Genomic DNA, 17,346 nt, shown 5'->3' with positions numbered 1-17,346 from the left:
CGATTTAACAAAAATAGCCATGAAGAAACCAGTGCTTGTGCTGATCGCGAAATATCCATAACCAGCGGCCTTGCTTGGTGTGTGCAATGTAGTAATCACGCATGATCTCATCACCATCCCACCACCCAGAAACTATTCGCTCAGGTCCGTGGACCAAAGAAACTTGTTCTTGCAATACAATGGGAGTGGGTAATTGCATTGCGGGGCGTAGTATGGAAGGTATGGCGTGCCCCTTTTTATCTGGAGCATCAGCAGGGCGATACTGACTGGCCTTTTCTGGTCTAGGATCGCAAGCAATATTGGGTTTTAAAACGGCACTTTTCCCCAATTTAGCTTGCAGTAAAGAGAGCAGCTCTAAAGCATTCATGTTTCCTTTCTGCCCAGCAAAGAGATCGCGTGATGCACTAAGAGGCTCACCTTGACGGATGACTTTTAACGTTAGCCCTGTGACTGGGCCATTAAGCGAGAGTGATTCTAAGCTTAAACTCGCTAACTGTTGCCAACGCTGACATAGGTAATCACCTTGCGCAGAAGTGAGTTGAAGGTGTTGCTCTTGTTTCTCACGCTGGTGGAGTGTTAAACACAGTTCAAAAGCGACCTTATCTCTTAATTTAAGAAAGGTTTCGAGTTGACGAAGTAATTTGGCCAACGGTTTTTCAATCCACTGAACGTTTTCGATCTCAAACAACAGCTCTAAATAAACTTGGAAGGATTCGGTAGGGTGATAAAGGTCGACAGGGTGTTTAAACTGCCCAGTCAGTCGACCAACGTAGTTCACCAAATCGATATCAAAGCGTCGTGCGATGTCTTGCAATGGCAGTTCAAGCAGGTTTTGCAATGTGGTGACGCCTACACGTTGTAACTTCTCTACGGTAGCGCTTGATAAATCTGCCAGTGTTAACGGTAATGGTGATAGGACTTTTTGTATGGCAGATTTGTCTTCACTGATGACGTTCGCTCCTGATATTGCCATCAATTTGGCAGCAAAAGGCGAAAAACCACATCCGAATTGAAAACTCAGTTTCAGCTCCGATAAGTGAGCTCTGACTTTATTCCAATAGTTTTCAAGCCCTTCATACAGAGCGAGCATTGGAGTAGCACGCAGTAAAATACCTTGGTTTGGCATCAACACAACGTCAGATGTGATCAAATACAACCACTGGGCTACCTCTTGTAATTTATTTAATTCGGTTTGTGGATGATAAGGATGCACTTGTAAATCTCGACACAAGGACGCAGCACTGCCTAAGCCCATACCAGGCTTAATGCCTTGTTGTTCGGCAATCTCGTTGTATTGAAGAATCTGGCAACGTTGGCTTTCGACAATCACCACGGGTTGTTCTTGGTTATCACCAAAGAGTGCGTCTAGCTGCAGGCGAGGGAAGTGCAAGTAAATCCACAGAGACATATCACTAACCTTGGTTCGCCAGTGGGAAATTGACCACAGTCGAGTGCACAGTTTCAGATGATGGTTTCACCAGTTGCGGGTAATGGTGTTGGAATCCGATACTAACGCTACCTCTATTCCAGCCTCCTTTCCTTTTCAGCACTTCAACATGAATCCCTTGCTCGTCGCCTTTCAGTTTTAAACTGAGTGATACAGGCAAAGACAAGCGGTTGATAGTATCTGTTTTAAGCATAAAGAGAGGGCAAGTACCTTGTTCACTCGCTACCTGTAAGCGTTTCACTTGATGTATTTCAAGCTCTTCTTGCCATAACAAAACATTACTGCATACCCCACTTTTCAGACATTGCTCTGCAGCCCAAAGAGCGTCTTTGGGGTGAGTTGGAGTAACGACCCACACTTGGTTTATATCCAACCCGATGTAGTGTAAAAACAGAGAATTCACTAGCGCAGGTGGTTGAATAAATGCGGTCATACCATTGGTCTGAGTGGCTTTTAAATAGGGAGCGAGCAAACGCAATTCACCAATACTACCAATAGATTCCATCTCCACTACGCCATGAGGTGGAAAGCCTCCGCCGAGCAAATCATCTAATTCAGAAAAACCGGAACTAGTCTGCAACTGCTGAGGATCTGCTTTCGTTAAATTTGCTTGCCAAACAAGGTGTTGGCTTTTTAAGTTCTGAATAATATCTTGCATAATAAATACCTGTATATATGTACAGTATATTTCTGTGGGAGAAAGTCGCAAGATTTTTATGAAGAGAGAAATGAAAAAAGGCAGCGTTTGCTGCCTTTTCAATCGATTATGTGAGGTAACCTGAATGAGTTATTTACGCTTCGGTTGAGCGTCGATGCACTGACCGTTCACATCGGTAACCGCAGGATCCATTAAGTGCAAATATAGCGGCATGATATCCAGTGGCGTTTTGAGAGTATTCGCATCTTCACCCGGATATGCTTTTTCACGCATGCGAGTACGAGTGGCACCAGGGTTAATTGCGTTAACGCGGATCGGTGTATCACTCAGCTCGTCAGCTAAAACTTGCATCATGCCTTCTACGGCAAATTTAGAGATAGCGTATGGCCCCCAGAATGCGCGGCCAGAGTGGCCGACGGTTGAAGAGGTAAAGATAATACGCCCAGCTTCTGATTTACGCATCACAGGCAGTAATGCTTGAGTCATTAGCACTTCGGCTTTCACGTTGATCTGCATGATATCGTCGAAGTCTTCCTCTTTGATTTGATCAAATGGACACAGCGAACTCAAGACACCTGCGTTGTGTAATAGACCATCCAAGCGACCAAACTGTCCTTCGATTGTCTCTGCCATATCAATGTAATTCTGCTGAGTTGCACCCTTGAGATCCAATGGAATGATAGCAGCTTGTGGATAGCCAGCAGCTTCAATCTCATCATAGATAGATTCAAGGTTTTGCACATTTCTACCCAAGAGAATAACAGTTGCACCGTGCTCGGCATAAGAAAGCGCGGCTTGACGGCCGATGCCATTACCAGCGCCAGTAACAAGAATGACTTTACCTTTTAGAGCATCAGCTGAAACGGAGTAGTTCACGGCGATAAATCCTTATTATTGTAAGAGGGTCCATGATAGTTAATTGACGCTAAAAAACGCCTGTTTCTCAATGGAAAATCTTGGTAATCGTGACAAGATGGTTACAATACACCAATTCATGTGTTATACCAATTCCAGAACTTTCGTTAGGTATGCTATCAATCAGAACAAGTGGTTACAAACCGCGCTGCCTTCTCGCTGATGTTTCTGCGTAACATACTAACGTCATCTGAAATGAGATAAAGGAGCTCTCGTTGGAATTTTTATTAGATTATGGTCTGTTTCTGGCCAAAATTATCACGGTGGTTGCTGCGATAATTGTTCTGCTCATTATTGCAAAATCGGCTGGTGGCAAATCGGGTGCGGCGAAAGGGGAGTTAGAGATTACCAACCTTTCAGAGCAACACAAACAATCTGTTGAGCAGTTAGAGCATCATTTGCATGACGATGCTTTCATCAAGGCTCGAGATAAAGCCGTCAAGAAAGAAGAAAAAGAGAAGAACAAATCTCGCGAGAAAGAAATCAAACAAGCGAGCAAAGACGGTTCATTAGATAGCAAGCGTGAACCACACCTATTTGTTCTTGATTTCAACGGTAGCATAGACGCAAAAGAAGTTGCGTCTCTACGTGAAGAAATCACCGCTATTTTGGCTGTCGCACGTGAAGGTGATGAAGTGTTACTTCGCTTAGAGTCTGGCGGTGGTATGGTTCATGGTTACGGCCTTGCCTCTTCTCAACTGGACCGAATCAAAGCCGCAGGTCTTCCTCTGACCATCTCTGTTGACAAAGTTGCAGCAAGTGGCGGTTACATGATGGCATGTGTAGCAGATAAGATTGTTTCTGCACCATTTGCAATTGTGGGGTCTATTGGCGTTATCGCACAAATTCCTAACTTCAACAAACTGTTGAAGAAACATGACATTGAGTACGAACAACTAACAGCGGGTGAATATAAACGCACGCTAACGATGTTCGGTGAGAATACCGATAAAGCGCGCGATAAGTTTAAGCAAGAACTTGAAGAAACACATGTCTTGTTTAAAGACTTCATCCGTGAGCGTCGTCCTAGTTTGGACCTAGACAAAGTAGCCACTGGTGAGCACTGGTTCGGTACACAAGCGAAAGAGCTTGGTTTGGTGGATGACATTAGTACATCTGATGATATCGTTGTTGCAGCATGCAAAGATAAAACTGTACTTTCTGTGCATTATGTACAAAAGAAAAAACTGGCCGACAAGCTAGCAGGTGTGGCGGGTAAAGTCGCTGATAGTGTTATTTTAAAGTTAGCTGAGCGTGGTCAAAAGCCGATTGTTTAATCGAGCTTAAGTTCATGACATTTAAAACGGCGAGGGCGGAAGCTCTCGCCGTTTTTGTTGAACTTTATGTTTATTGATGAATCCAATTACGCATTAGGTGTAATGCTTTACACGACATTTTTCCTCGCTCCAAAGACTGATTACCCGTATAATGTGCGCCTCGAAAACCGAGCAAATTGCTGAAAAGAAACTATTGGTGGAGAAGAACATGTCCTCTCAAACTCCGGTTGTAACCGTAGATGGACCTAGTGGTGCAGGTAAAGGCACTTTATGTATGTTGCTGGCGAAAAAGTTGGGTTTCCAACTCTTAGATTCTGGCGCAATTTATCGTGTACTTGCACTCGCTGCGATTCACCACGGTGTCGACACCGAGTCAGAAGATGCTCTTGTCCCACTAGCAACCCACCTAGACGTTCAATTTATCGCGGAAGGTGACTTAGTTAAGGTCATTCTAGAAGGCGAAGACGTGTCAGGGGAGCTTCGTAAAGAAGAAACGGGTATGGCAGCATCTAAAGTTGCGGCTTTGCCACGTGTTCGTGAAGCATTACTACGTCGTCAGCGTGCATTTGAGACCGCTCCGGGTCTGGTTGCTGATGGTCGTGATATGGGCACAATTGTATTCCCGAGTGCGCAAGCAAAAATCTTCCTTGATGCGAGTGCTGAAGAGCGTGCAAATCGACGCCTTAAACAGTTGCAAGAGAAAGGGTTAGATGTTAGATTTGCTGACCTTTTAAGCGAGATCCAAGAGCGTGACGACCGAGATCGTAACCGCCCAGTGGCGCCATTACGCCCTGCTGAGGATGCGCTTGTGCTAGATTCTACGTCGATGACTATCGACGAAGTAGTAGAAAAGGCACTACAATATATCGAATCGAAGCTAGCTGAGTAATAATACTCGACTAGGCTAAGAGCGTTGGTCGCAAGGATGATGACTGGCGAATTTAATAACCCCATGCGGTAGGATACCCGTGGAAGTTTAATTTATTGAAGATTAATTAAATGACTGAATCTTTTGCTCAACTCTTTGAAGAGTTTCTAAACGAAACAGAATTCCAACAAGGCAGCATCGTTAAAGGTACTGTAGTAGCTATCGAGAACGGTTTCGTTCTTGTTGACGCTGGTCTTAAGTCTGAATCTGCTATCCCTGCTGAACAGTTCAAGAACGCTGCTGGCGAACTTGAAGTTGAAGTTGGCGCTGAAGTAGACGTAGCTCTAGACGCTGTTGAAGATGGTTTCGGTGAAACTCAACTTTCTCGTGAGAAAGCTAAGCGTCACGAAGCTTGGATCGTACTTGAGAAAGCTTACGAAGAAGCTGAAACTGTTGTTGGTATCATCAACGGTAAAGTTAAAGGCGGTTTCACTGTTGAACTAAACGGTATCCGTGCTTTCCTTCCTGGCTCTCTAGTAGACGTACGTCCAATCCGCGACACTGCTCACCTAGAAAACAAAGAGCTAGAGTTCAAAGTTATCAAACTTGACCAAAAACGTAACAACGTAGTTGTTTCACGTCGTGCAGTTATCGAATCAGAGAACAGCGTTGAGCGTGACGAGCTTCTAGAAACTCTACAAGAAGGTTCTGAAGTTAAAGGTATCGTTAAGAACCTTACTGACTACGGTGCGTTCGTTGACCTAGGTGGCGTTGACGGTCTTCTACATATCACTGATATGGCTTGGAAGCGCGTTAAGCACCCATCTGAAATCGTTAACGTTGGTGACGAGATCCAAGTTAAAGTTCTTAAGTTCGACCGTGAGCGTACTCGCGTATCACTAGGTCTTAAGCAACTAGGCGAAGATCCATGGGTAGCAATCGCTAAGCGTTACCCAGAAGGTCACAAACTAACTGGTCGCGTAACTAACCTAACTGACTACGGCTGCTTCGTTGAAATCGAAGAAGGCGTTGAAGGTCTAGTTCACGTTTCAGAAATGGATTGGACTAACAAGAACATCCACCCTTCTAAAGTTGTTAATGTTGGCGACGAAGTTGAGGTTATGGTTCTTGAAATCGACGAAGAACGTCGTCGTATCTCTCTAGGTCTGAAACAGTGTAAAGCTAACCCATGGCAGTCATTCGCTGAAGCACAAGCTAAAGGCGACAAAGTTACTGGTAAGATCAAGTCTATCACTGACTTCGGTATCTTCATCGGTCTAGAAGGCGGCATCGACGGTCTAGTTCACCTATCTGACATTTCTTGGAATGTTGCTGGCGAAGAAGCTGTACGTGAGTACAAGAAAGGCGACGAGATCTCTGCAGTTGTTCTAGCAGTAGACGCTGAGCGTGAGCGCATCTCTCTAGGCATCAAGCAAATGGAAAATGACCCATTCAATGCTTACGTTGCTGACAACAAGAAAGGTGTTCTAGTTAACGCTACTGTAACTGCTGTTGACGCTAAAGGCGCTACTGTTGAAATCGCAGAAGGCGTTGAAGGTTACATCCGTGCTTCTGAAGTATCACGCGATCGCGTAGAAGATGCTTCTCTAATCCTAAGCGCTGGTGATGTTGTTGAAGCGAAGTTCACAGGTGTAGACCGTAAGAACCGCGTAATCAACCTATCTATCAAAGCTAAAGACGAAGCTGACGAGCAAGAAGCAATGGCATCTATCAACAAGCAAGATGACAATGCATTCGGTAACGCAATGGCTGACGCTTTCAAAGCTGCTAAAGGCGAATAATATACTCGCTTAAGCAAAAAAGGAGCCGCAAGGCTCCTTTTTTATATTTGGTCATATTTAAGTAGTAATACTAATGACAGTAAACTATCTTAATAAAAGGCATTTCTTCATTGCGCATTTTGCATAAAATTTGTCTAGAATTGTCAGCAAGTGTTTGTTGGAATTAGTATTACTTACTATAATAAGTGATAAAGATACTCAAAGAGGGCAACTATGACTAAGTCTGAACTGATTGAAAGACTCTGCGCTGAGCAAACACACTTATCAGCGAAAGAGGTAGAGGATGCTGTAAAAGATATTTTAGAGCACATGGCCTCTACACTAGAGAGCGGTGACCGTATCGAGATCCGTGGCTTTGGTAGTTTTTCTCTTCATTACCGCGAGCCTCGCGTAGGTCGTAACCCTAAAACGGGCGATAAAGTGGAATTGGAAGGTAAATACGTTCCACATTTCAAACCTGGTAAAGAACTTCGTGAGCGTGTAAATATTGGTTAATGCACTCTTATTAGTTTGAAAAAAGCGGCATACGTTTGTGTATGCCGCTTTTTTGTAATGTATCCAAGTTAGTCATACATCCAAGATCGTTTACTAATCTAATTGTGGATTCAGCCGTTTTCCTTGCTGCTTTCTATACCCAAATAACTTTAACTTCTAAGCATGTCTACAAACTAAGCATCTTGAGGTTACTTGGGTATAGATTATTGCTAATATACGTAGTCTGAAGAAGCATTTTCCTGCATAATCTTACCGACTTACTCCTAGAAGGGTGATGTAACATGAAAATTATAAAAATCGTTGCTGTTTTAGCTCTCTTTTTAATTGCATTGGCGTTAGGTTCCCAAAACCAAGAGCTCGTGACTTTTAACTATCTTCTAGCAAAAGGAGAGTTCCACTTATCTACGCTATTAGGTGTAGTATTTGTGGTTGGCTTTGCTTTAGCGTGGGTTATCTTTGGTAGCATCCAACTGAAAACTCAGCTACAGGTCCGTCGTTTAAAGAAAAAACTGAAAAAGTACGAACCAACTGAATCAAACAACGCTGCTGATAAGCCAGCCATTGAAAAACAGGCATAAGGATAAGGCTTAACTTTAATGCTTGAACTACTCTTCTTGTTGTTGCCTATAGCTGCTGCGTATGGCTGGTATATGGGACATCGCAGCGCTCAGCAAGACAAGCAGAAGCAATCTCATCAAATCTCTCGTCAGTATATGACGGGTCTTAATCTACTGCTCTCTGACCAATCAGATAAGGCTGTCGATCACTTTATTGAATTGCTCCAAGTTGATAACGAGACCATCGATACTCACCTTGCGTTGGGTAACCTGTTCCGGTCTCGTGGTGAAGTCGATCGCGCAATCAGAATTCACCAAAATCTTATTTCTCGTTCAGGCTTAACACTGGACCAAAAGAACCTCGCCCTTCAACAGTTAGCGAAAGACTACATGGTCTCAGGTTTTCTTGATCGTGCAGAGAAAATCTTCGAACAGTTAGTTGAAGAGCCAGATTACAAAGAGGCGGCTCTTCAACAATTAGTGACCATTTATCAGCAAACACGAGAATGGGAAAAGGCGATTTATTACGCGAACCAATTGGCTAAGTTAGGTAATAAACGCTCAAGGATGCGTGCAAATATTGCCCATTTTTGGTGTGAAATAGCCATGCTCGACCAAGCTGATGGGAATACTAATAAGGCAATACAGCATTTTAAAAAAGCGTTAGCGGAAGACCCGAAGTGTGTTCGAGCAAGTATTGCTTTGGGACGAATTTATCTAGAGTCTGAAGACTATAAGCACACCATCAAATATCTGACAGGGGTACTTGAGCAAGATAAAGACTTTATCAGTGATGTCTTGCCAACTATTGCAGAATGCTATCATCATCTGGGTCAGGAAGATGAACTTGTCGAGTTTCTGCGAGCTTGTATTGATAAGAAAGCAGGCGTATCAGCCGAGTTGATGTTGGCTCAATTAGTTGCTCATCACGAGAACGTTGGGGCTGCTCAAGAGTTACTGACGAAACAATTGCTGAAAAACCCAACCATGAAGGGCTTCTACCGTTTAATTGACTACCACATTGCAGAAGCAGAAGATGGTCGAGCGAAAGACAGCCTATCAACACTACAAGCGATGGTGGGTGAACAGTTAAAAGTGAAACCACATTACCGATGCCGGAAGTGTGGATTTTCTACCCATTCCCTTTATTGGCATTGTCCGTCCTGTAAAGGATGGGGGACGATCAAGCCAATCCGCGGATTGGATGGTGAATAATTCTTAATGCAGCTGGCAGAGTTTCTGTCCGCTGCATTTTTTTAACTTTTTATTTAATAAGAACCAAAACAGTTAGGAGATGAAATGATCGACCAAAAAGTTATTGTCGCACTGGATTATGATAACCAAGCAGATGCACTTGCGTTTGTAGATAGAATTGATCCTGCGTCATGCCGACTAAAAGTTGGCAAGGAGATGTTTACGCTATTTGGTCCTGATTTTGTACGTGAACTCCATAAACGTGGTTTCTCGGTATTCCTAGATTTAAAATTTCACGATATTCCAAACACCTGTTCGAAAGCAGTTCGCGCTGCGGCTGAAATGGGTGTATGGATGGTGAACGTACACGCGAGCGGTGGTGAGCGTATGATGACGGCATCACGTGAAATTCTTGAGCCATATGGTAAAGATCGTCCACTTCTTATCGGTGTAACGGTACTAACCAGTATGGAACAAAGTGATTTAGCTGGTATTGGTTTGAATGTTGCGCCTCAGGAGCAAGTGATTCGTCTAGCAACCTTGACCAAAAACGCAGGCTTAGATGGTGTGGTATGTTCAGCGCAAGAGTCCTCATTACTGAAGAGCGAACTAGGCCAAGAATTTAAGTTAGTGACCCCTGGTATTCGACCTGCTGGCTCAGAACAAGGTGACCAACGCCGTATCATGACGCCAGTAGACGCTATCCAATCAGGTTCAGATTATCTTGTGATTGGTCGCCCTATCACTCAAGCGTCAAATCCTGCAGAAGTGCTGAAGTCGATCAATGAGAGCTTATCTAACATGTAAGCACTGTCTCGATTGTATGGAGAAAAGTGAGGCTAAGATGCCTCACTTTTTACATCGAATGAAAATACTGATCGCGGTAAACAACCATTCCTTTTAACCAGCTATGTCTGATCATTTACTCGCTTTAACTGGTATATCGGGGCCAATTGAGATAAAGGTTCTGCGGTTTATTCTGAGTAAAGTAGGGCTTGGTACTATGCCGATCACACTTTTGTAACATAACTCACTGTGATGCCTCGAAAATGCAACCATGTGTTATTGATGGCTTGCGTTACAAATGTCTAAAGAATACTATGGCGAAGATGCATTCACTGCGTTGTAAGGTCTAGGATGACCTAGTGAAACTCTTTGAAATTAATATAGAAGCTGGCAGGACGTCACTTCATATTACGTTCCTATTATTTCCTATCTGCGTATTTTAAATCGCAGCTTTCTGTGAGCTTTCACACGCTGTCTTCCTTGTTACGACCTTAGTGCGCAAACACAACAAGGAAGAAACATGACTAAAAAACTGCCATTTTCAGTACTAGCAACACTGACCGCTGCCAGTTTTCAACTGAGTGCGGCAGAATTGCCAGCTGATATCGAATGGATTTCAAACAACAACGAACCTCTATTTGCCTCTGAAGAAGCGGTACGAGGTGGCACCTATCGCACTTACATTCAGAGCTTTCCGCAAACATTACGAAGTGTTGGTCCAGATGCGAACTCAGGTTTGCGCCAATACTTAATGGATGGTTCACCAAAACTGGCTCAGCGTCATCCAAATACTGGCAAATGGATCCCTCAACTTGCTAAGTCATGGGCATTTGGAGAGGACAACAAAACCGTATTCTTTAAACTCGACGAAACGGCCGAGTGGTCAGATGGTGAAAAAATTACAGCAGATGATTACGTCTTTATGATGAAGTACTACACGTCAAAAGACATTATCGACCCGTGGTATAACGACTTCTTCACAAACAGTATTGTGAGTGTTGAAAAAATTGATGACTACACGATCAAAGTCAATCTTGCTGTAGCTCAAAGTCATGACTCACTTATGGTTATGATTAACATGCCAAGTAATGGTTTTCAGCCTCGTCCTGAACACTTCTTTGAAGGAGAAAAGGACGCAAATAACGATGGCATGCCTGATAACTTCGTCAGAAAGTTTAACTTTAAATCTGAGCCAACCGCAGCGCCTTACTACATTGATCAAGTGAAGAAAGGTAAGAGCGTGACATTCAAACATGTCGGTGAAGATTGGTGGGGATACAACAACCGCTACTATAAAAACCGTTATAACGTTGAAAAGGTTCGCATTAAGGTAATTCGCGATCCTGATATTGCCATGAAGCACTTTGAGAAAGGCAACTTAGACTACTTTGAGATGGTGCTACCAAGCTTTTGGCATGACAAAACCAATAGTGATGTGTACAAAAAAGGCTATATCCAAAAGTACTGGGGCTTTAACGAAGCACCGCAAGGAGCTGGTGGTCTTTGGATGAACACAGCGATGCCGATGTTGGATAACCTAGAAGTGCGTAAAGGTGTTATGGCAGCCACTGACTATGACGGCATGATTGAAAACATCATGCGTGGAGATTATTCACGTAAACCGCATGGACTCGGCTTTGGTCATGGCGAATACGATGATCCTAACAATACACCGCCAAAGTTTGATGCTGATGCGGCGGTTAAACACTTCGAAAAAGCGGGCTTTGACAAAGTGGGCGCAGATGGTATTCGTGTTAACGACAAGGGCCAACGCTTGAGCTTTGCCATCACCTACGGATACAACTCTTGGACACCGCGTATTGCATACCTGAAAGAGCAAGCGAAACTTGCTGGTCTTGAGTTCACGTTAAACTTGGTGGATGGCTCATCTGCGTTTAAATACATTCTTGAGAAAAAGCATCAGCTAGCGTTTTTGAATATGGGCTCTGGTGAGATCCCTGCGTATTGGGAATACCTACACTCGGATAATGCAAATCGACCACAAACGAATGCTCACACCAACTACAGCAGCCCTGAGCTAGACAAGTTAATTGAAGCGTATGACTCTGAGTTTGATCAGGAGAAGCGTTACGACTTGTCGCATCAAATCCAAAACTATGTCAGCAAAGCAAATATCATCGTTCCTGGCTACATGGTGCCTTATTCTCGAGTTGCTCATTGGCGCTGGGTTAAAATTCCTAAAAACGGCATGACAAAAGCGACAGAATGGGTGCTTCATCCAATGGATATCGGTAATTTCTGGATTGATAACCAAGTAAAAGAAGAGACAGAAGAAGCGATGGACGAGGGTAAAACCTTCCCAGAACTAACGGTAATTGATGATCGTTACAAATTGTAAATCAGTAGTTTAGATAGAAAATGATAGCCCCGATAATGAATTTTATCGGGGCTTTCTTTTTTACTTAATAAGGTAAGACACTTCTAAAAGGTAGGTTTTTGCATCACCAAGCAAAGAGAACGCTCTATCGATGGTTTTAAATCGATCATCAAGCGAGTCGCTAGATATCAGCTGGCTGAATGTTTGCAACGAAAAAGCTTCGTTTGCTTTGAAGAACTGATGTACGTTTTCAAGCTGAACTTTATGAATATGCTCCACCTTATTTAGGGCGGTGGTTAAATCGGAAATGTTAATCGACATTGCTACTCGGGAACCTTATCAATAAGACCTATATGAGGTCATAGAGTGGGGTTTTATATTTTGCGACAGAGAGTAACACCGAAGAGCAATTTATAGTCTGATGAAGATCAATTTGCCTTATTTAAGCATCTGTAACGCGACACTAGACGTGTACCTAGAGCTAGTACAAGTTACAACGCTTGAATATAGGCTAGGGTTTCACCTGATCAAAAGTAAAAGCCAAGTCCGACTAAAAGCCCTTGAGAAGCTGTATCATATTCAAATACTCCCTCATTTTTGTAATCAACCCAGGTCGACTTGTAAGCTAAGTTGAGATCAGACCATTCGTTAAAACGATAACGAACACCAGTTTGAATGGCATAAGTGAAGTGAGTATCGTTGCCAAGTCCGGCGTCGATGCTGGCATGAAATCGCCAGTTTTCGCTCAATTCATCAATGAGTCGCAAGCCAACTAAAAAATCGACCCAATCTTCTTGTAATGACAGTCTATCTTCTAGTACCCGGTTATCATTACGATACAGCTTGCCGGTGATGTCATTGTCCCACCAACGTAATCCAAACATATAATCCAGTTTACCAAATGAATATTGTTCGCGTTGGAATGCCTTTGCTTCTAGAACACCTTGCCGTATTTCGATGTCCGCACGATAACGAGCGTTAGGCAGAGCGCCCTTGATATTATTAACATCACCACTTAAGTTCATGAAACTATAATCTATGTAGTAGCCCCACTTACTTTGGTAAATACTCTCGAATCGCAACATCGCCCCAATATCGAGGTGGTCTACGATGAACTTAGGATCGACATCCACCTCTGATGAAAAGCGACCAATACTGGTATCCCCGTGGATATTCAGTCCTAGCATGTACACTTCTATGCTATTTCGCCAACGAGATTCTTGTGTCTCGGTTGAGAGCGCTACTGATGTAGGTAATACAAGAATGAGTGAGGAGAGTGATAGCAGGTTACATGGTTTCATCCAATTTCCTTTTCGGCTTTTCGTCAGCTTTCAGCTTAGTAGAAGTCGCTACACTCTGCATAAAAAAGGGAAGCAACTTGCTTCCCTGTAATTAACATTGACTTAGAGTTGTTTGGCAATGTCTGAGGTTAGGCTTTCTAAGCCTATGGATAAAGCGTTGACGAGCGCTTCATAGCCCTCATCTTGAAGCGGCTGTGAGATTTGTATTGGCGCACTGTTTTCGACCTTACCTTCGGCATTAATGAGCAACCATTCTCCCTCAATTTCGATATTACCTTTGTAGCTGCCATTAAATTTATTTAACGTAAGCTGTAGTTTGGCTTCACCGCTTTGATCCAACAGATTATTCATTTCAGTCGGCCAGTAATGACTTTGCTTTTTACGTAGTTCCGCGACAACTCTCTGAGTGATTTGCTCAGAAATACTGTGCGCCCATTGATTGTGTTTTGCCTGAATAACTTTGGTCTCAGAGGTTCGATAAACAATGCCATTATCATTCAAATAACTCGCCAATGTCACTGGACGAACAACTAAAGTTGGGCGCTGAGCGATATCAGAAGAGCTCAGCGTCACTGGTTCCGCCTTAGGTAGAAGGTACATAGCTCCTTTAGTTTGCGGAGCGCTACTGCAACCCGTTAGACCGACAAATAGCGCGATAGACAGAAAGAATACTCGTTTCATTAGTTTTGGCCTTTAACTGGTATTGGGTCACTGATTTCATCTTCTCCAAACACGAGAGAGTTTGGCTTTTCGTTTAGCTGTTTAAGTACGGGTTTAAACTCTGTCATCACGCTTTCTAATTCTTTTAGCGTGGCTTCCATTTCGCTGTACATGGTTGAGTTGGGCCCATAACCATCGAGTGTTTTTTGTAATTGCTGTAAGCTTTGGCGAATATCTGTTGGAATCTCTTGCGTTTCTTTTTGATTCAAAAGTTTATCAATACTGTCCGCCACGCGTTCTGCTGAAGCTAACGTTTTTTCGGACGTTTTTAACGTTGAATTGAGAGAATCTAGCGTTTCTTCCATCGGTAAGTTATTAATCTTATTTAGGAAGTCGTTCACTTGGCGCTGAACCTGCGCAAAACCACCACGCATGGTTGGGAAAACATCTAAATCAGCAAACTTACTCGGTACGTAAGGCTCGTCGTTTGGATAGAAGTCGGCGTCAACATACAGTGCGCCTGTTAATAAGTTACCTGTTTTTAAAGTACCACGTAGTCCTTTAGCAAACTCACTCTTCAATTTATCTTTTAACATTGGTAAAGATTGGGATTGGAAATCGCCATAAACACGGCCGAGCTCGATACGTACCAATACAGGGATTTTTTTCGCAGAAAAGTTCTCTTCTGGGGTTGGAAGTCGCATTGGTACACGCATCACAGTACCAATTCTCAAGCCTCGATATTCGACAGGTGCCTTACGTTTAAGTCCTCGTACCGATTCATCAAAAAGCATAACGAATTCAATATAATCATCGTACATACCTTCTCGAAGTTGTTTAATATCATCGTACAAGCGGAAGTTGACCATATTTTCAGTGAGCTGTTCACCGGATTCAAGACCTGGAACGGTATCGAAGGTAACACCACCCGTTAGCATGCTCTCTAATGAGCCAAACTTGACTTCGAACCCTTCAGCGTTGAGCTGTAAATCTACGCCAGAATTCAGCCAGAACTTGGTACGAGTGCGCACTAAGCTGTCATAAGGCTTGAAAATAAAGAGTTGGTATAACGCTTTGCGAGTGTCAACATCAAAGCTGGTTTTCTCTACACGACCAACCGTAAAGCCTTTATAAATGACGGGGTCACCAACGCCTAGCTTACCAGCCTCGCGGTGTGTTAACACAAGGCGTAACCCCTCTGCATCAGGAGAGGCCACTGGGGGAACATCTAAGACCGTAAAGCGCTCTTTCTCTATCTTAGATTTACCCGGTTGAAGTTGGATATAAGCGCCAGAGAGCAAGGTCTCTAAACCAGAAACGCCATCACGGCCAATACGAGGCTTCACCACCCAAAACATGGTGTCATCTCGCAGCATGCGCTCTGCATCCTTGTTCATTTGTGCCTTAGCGATGATGTGATCGTAATTTTCACTGAGAGTGACTTCAGTAATCAGTCCGACTTTTACATTCAATGCTCGGATTTCGGTTTTGCCAACCTCAATCCCATCTGCGGTTGGCAGTTGGAGAGTAATTTGTGGGCCTGTACTGTTGATATATTGGAACAGCATCCACGCTCCCATGGCTAGCGCAAGGATCGGGACAATCCATATCGCAGAAATCTGCTTTTGCGGTTTTATTTGAGCGGTTACGTTGTTCTCATCACTCATATTTGGCTTTCTCGTTTAAGTTGTCAGAAATCGGCTCCTGCACTTCGTTTTGTGGCAATTGCCACAACAAACGTGAGTCAAATATCATTGCAGAAAGCATAGTAAAAATGACCACTGCCGCGAAAGAGAGCGCAGCAGGACCTGGATAAATCGCCATTAAGTTTTGCAGTTGAACCAGTGCAACTAAGATCGCGACGACGAAGATATCGATCATGGACCAACGGCCAATAAACTCAGTTATACGGTAGATCTTTAAGCGTGAAATACTCTCTTCGTGCGGAAGATATCGCGCTTTTTGCGCATTGTAATACAGCCACGCGAGTGCCAGCATTTTCGCCATTGGAATAAATACGCTAGCAAAGAAAATTACCATCGCAATAGGGTAAGAACCTAAATGCCAAAGCAATATTACCCCCTCCATGATAGTTGAACCTTCTGCATGTCCAAGACTTACGGTGTACATCATAGGGTAGAGGTTCGCAGGGATATAGAAAATGACTGAAGCAAACAAAAGCGCCCAAGCTTTTTGTAAGTTGTCTGCGGGGTTGTATTTGTGAATAGGGCTTTTACAACGAATGCAGTGTTGGTGTTTTTTAGCTTCAATAGGGTTGAGCTGGTGACACGTATGACAACCAATATGGTTGTGGTTATGGTGCGTATCACCCTCTTTTACATTAGATAGCTCGATAGCTGGAATAAAGTGCCCCCAGAGCCAGCTTTTGTCGACCATTGATATGCATTTGACTACCAGTACGGTATAAACGCAGAACGCCCAGAATGAAGTCCCCATTCCAATGTCTGCCAGAGAAGCGATTTTAATTAAGCTGACCAACACGCCAATCAAAAAGACATCCACCATTAACCAGGGTTCGACTCGAAACAGAAGACGGCATAAAACTTTTGCCATTCGTTGCTGCTTTTTAGAGGGGGTATGTTTACGTGCTTTTAATGCTTCAAGGTGAAGAAAGAGAATGAGGCCAACATAGATTGCAGGTAAAACGATAACTGTTGCGAGTAACAGCACACCCAAAAGCACATTTTGAAACTCAGCCAGCATTTTTGCAGCGTGCAACAAGGTGATTTCTTGCGACAACCCTTGCACGCTGAACGACATAAAAGGGAAAGAAATGCTTAGCACTAACATGATCAAACATGCCGATGATATGGCGATCACGCTTTGGTAAGGCTTGGCATTCACTTTAGTCAGCGAATGCGAACATCGAGGACATTGTGCTTTTTGCCCCTGTTCGATATCGGGAATGCGAACAACAAGGCCGCACTCTTCGCATGAAATTAACTGACGGGAATTAGGTTGAATACTCATCGGGTAGGTTTTAGATTCATTTGCTTTAAGAATACTCTTTTTTCACTAGGCACGCTT

16 protein-coding genes are annotated in these 17,346 nt (G+C 43.5%); 8 read left to right on the top strand and 8 right to left on the bottom strand.

From position 1 onward, the window contains the following. Positions 1–4 precede the first annotated feature (4 nt). The 3 genes from R7R78_RS06825 to R7R78_RS06815 all read right to left on the bottom strand — a co-directional run bounded on the left by R7R78_RS06825 (position 5) and on the right by R7R78_RS06815 (position 2,981). Positions 5–1,408, bottom strand: coding sequence for a Y-family DNA polymerase (locus R7R78_RS06825; RefSeq protein WP_225473355.1), 1,404 nt, complete (start codon positions 1,406–1,408; stop codon positions 5–7). 4 nt (positions 1,409–1,412) lie between these two features. After that, a complete protein-coding gene (imuA, locus tag R7R78_RS06820; protein ID WP_005372979.1) occupies positions 1,413–2,105 on the bottom strand; it encodes a translesion DNA synthesis-associated protein ImuA in 693 nt (230 codons plus the stop codon). Positions 2,106–2,234: 129 nt separating this feature from the next. Continuing rightward, positions 2,235–2,981: a YciK family oxidoreductase gene (locus R7R78_RS06815; RefSeq protein WP_005372980.1), complete on the bottom strand. Its 747-nt coding sequence runs from the start codon at positions 2,979–2,981 to the stop codon at positions 2,235–2,237. Between the two features lie 254 nt (positions 2,982–3,235). Here R7R78_RS06815 and sohB point away from each other — a divergent pair, with 254 nt between their 5' ends. From sohB to R7R78_RS06775, 8 genes are all read left to right on the top strand, one after another. Beyond that, positions 3,236–4,297 (top strand): protease SohB, encoded by a 1,062-nt coding sequence (gene sohB / locus R7R78_RS06810; RefSeq protein ID WP_005385819.1) that lies wholly within the window; start codon positions 3,236–3,238, stop codon positions 4,295–4,297. A gap of 208 nt (positions 4,298–4,505) precedes the next feature. Next, the gene (cmk, locus tag R7R78_RS06805; protein ID WP_021033981.1) at positions 4,506–5,186 is read left to right on the top strand and encodes a (d)CMP kinase; all 681 of its coding nucleotides are present in this window, start codon (positions 4,506–4,508) and stop codon (positions 5,184–5,186) included. 110 nt (positions 5,187–5,296) lie between these two features. Then, entirely contained in the window at positions 5,297–6,967 is a 1,671-nt protein-coding gene (rpsA, locus tag R7R78_RS06800; RefSeq protein ID WP_005385817.1) for a 30S ribosomal protein S1, read from the top strand. Between the two features lie 213 nt (positions 6,968–7,180). Next, positions 7,181–7,462 carry an integration host factor subunit beta gene (ihfB, locus tag R7R78_RS06795; protein ID WP_005385816.1) on the top strand — a complete coding sequence of 94 codons (282 nt, stop codon included), beginning with the start codon at positions 7,181–7,183 and terminating at the stop codon, positions 7,460–7,462. Between the two features lie 281 nt (positions 7,463–7,743). Further along, positions 7,744–8,040, top strand: coding sequence for a LapA family protein (locus tag R7R78_RS06790; protein WP_005376663.1), 297 nt, complete (start codon positions 7,744–7,746; stop codon positions 8,038–8,040). A gap of 18 nt (positions 8,041–8,058) precedes the next feature. Then, positions 8,059–9,234, top strand: a complete 1,176-nt coding sequence (lapB, locus tag R7R78_RS06785; RefSeq protein WP_005376665.1) for a lipopolysaccharide assembly protein LapB — start codon at positions 8,059–8,061, stop codon at positions 9,232–9,234. An 84-nt stretch (positions 9,235–9,318) separates the two neighbouring features. Then, on the top strand, positions 9,319–10,020 hold the full coding sequence (gene pyrF / locus R7R78_RS06780) for an orotidine-5'-phosphate decarboxylase (RefSeq protein WP_005376667.1): 702 nt from the start codon (positions 9,319–9,321) through the stop codon (positions 10,018–10,020). A gap of 499 nt (positions 10,021–10,519) precedes the next feature. Beyond that, positions 10,520–12,358, top strand: a complete 1,839-nt coding sequence (locus tag R7R78_RS06775; RefSeq protein WP_017633867.1) for an extracellular solute-binding protein — start codon at positions 10,520–10,522, stop codon at positions 12,356–12,358. A gap of 60 nt (positions 12,359–12,418) precedes the next feature. Here R7R78_RS06775 and R7R78_RS06770 read toward each other — a convergent pair whose 3' ends face one another. The 5 genes from R7R78_RS06770 to R7R78_RS06750 all read right to left on the bottom strand — a co-directional run bounded on the left by R7R78_RS06770 (position 12,419) and on the right by R7R78_RS06750 (position 17,289). Continuing rightward, on the bottom strand, positions 12,419–12,658 hold the full coding sequence (locus R7R78_RS06770; RefSeq protein ID WP_033905728.1) for a hypothetical protein: 240 nt from the start codon (positions 12,656–12,658) through the stop codon (positions 12,419–12,421). Between the two features lie 206 nt (positions 12,659–12,864). Then, positions 12,865–13,638, bottom strand: coding sequence for a hypothetical protein (locus R7R78_RS06765; RefSeq protein WP_042523080.1), 774 nt, complete (start codon positions 13,636–13,638; stop codon positions 12,865–12,867). Positions 13,639–13,740: 102 nt separating this feature from the next. After that, positions 13,741–14,319, bottom strand: coding sequence for a membrane integrity-associated transporter subunit PqiC (locus R7R78_RS06760; protein WP_225473354.1), 579 nt, complete (start codon positions 14,317–14,319; stop codon positions 13,741–13,743). Next, positions 14,319–15,965, bottom strand: a complete 1,647-nt coding sequence (gene pqiB, locus R7R78_RS06755; RefSeq protein WP_005376682.1) for an intermembrane transport protein PqiB — start codon at positions 15,963–15,965, stop codon at positions 14,319–14,321. The genes R7R78_RS06760 and pqiB overlap by 1 nt, the downstream gene beginning before the upstream one ends. Continuing rightward, entirely contained in the window at positions 15,958–17,289 is a 1,332-nt protein-coding gene (locus tag R7R78_RS06750) for a paraquat-inducible protein A (protein WP_054729239.1), read from the bottom strand. The genes pqiB and R7R78_RS06750 overlap by 8 nt, the downstream gene beginning before the upstream one ends. Between the last annotated feature and the right edge of the window lie 57 nt (positions 17,290–17,346).

The sequence above is a fragment of the Vibrio sp. 2134-1 genome (assembly GCF_033339495.1).
This window is presented reverse-complemented; position numbering and strand designations above follow the sequence as displayed.

Coding starts and splice junctions, on each gene's coding strand:
- R7R78_RS06825 (WP_225473355.1), bottom strand. CDS start 1,408: ATGTCTCTGTGGATTTACTTGCACTTCCCTCGCCTGCAGCTAGACGCA.
- imuA (WP_005372979.1), bottom strand. CDS start 2,105: ATGCAAGATATTATTCAGAACTTAAAAAGCCAACACCTTGTTTGGCAA.
- cmk (WP_021033981.1), top strand. CDS start 4,506: ATGTCCTCTCAAACTCCGGTTGTAACCGTAGATGGACCTAGTGGTGCA.
- rpsA (WP_005385817.1), top strand. CDS start 5,297: ATGACTGAATCTTTTGCTCAACTCTTTGAAGAGTTTCTAAACGAAACA.
- ihfB (WP_005385816.1), top strand. CDS start 7,181: ATGACTAAGTCTGAACTGATTGAAAGACTCTGCGCTGAGCAAACACAC.
- R7R78_RS06790 (WP_005376663.1), top strand. CDS start 7,744: ATGAAAATTATAAAAATCGTTGCTGTTTTAGCTCTCTTTTTAATTGCA.
- lapB (WP_005376665.1), top strand. CDS start 8,059: ATGCTTGAACTACTCTTCTTGTTGTTGCCTATAGCTGCTGCGTATGGC.
- pyrF (WP_005376667.1), top strand. CDS start 9,319: ATGATCGACCAAAAAGTTATTGTCGCACTGGATTATGATAACCAAGCA.
- R7R78_RS06775 (WP_017633867.1), top strand. CDS start 10,520: ATGACTAAAAAACTGCCATTTTCAGTACTAGCAACACTGACCGCTGCC.
- R7R78_RS06770 (WP_033905728.1), bottom strand. CDS start 12,658: ATGTCGATTAACATTTCCGATTTAACCACCGCCCTAAATAAGGTGGAG.
- R7R78_RS06765 (WP_042523080.1), bottom strand. CDS start 13,638: ATGAAACCATGTAACCTGCTATCACTCTCCTCACTCATTCTTGTATTA.
- R7R78_RS06760 (WP_225473354.1), bottom strand. CDS start 14,319: ATGAAACGAGTATTCTTTCTGTCTATCGCGCTATTTGTCGGTCTAACG.
- pqiB (WP_005376682.1), bottom strand. CDS start 15,965: ATGAGTGATGAGAACAACGTAACCGCTCAAATAAAACCGCAAAAGCAG.
- R7R78_RS06750 (WP_054729239.1), bottom strand. CDS start 17,289: ATGAGTATTCAACCTAATTCCCGTCAGTTAATTTCATGCGAAGAGTGC.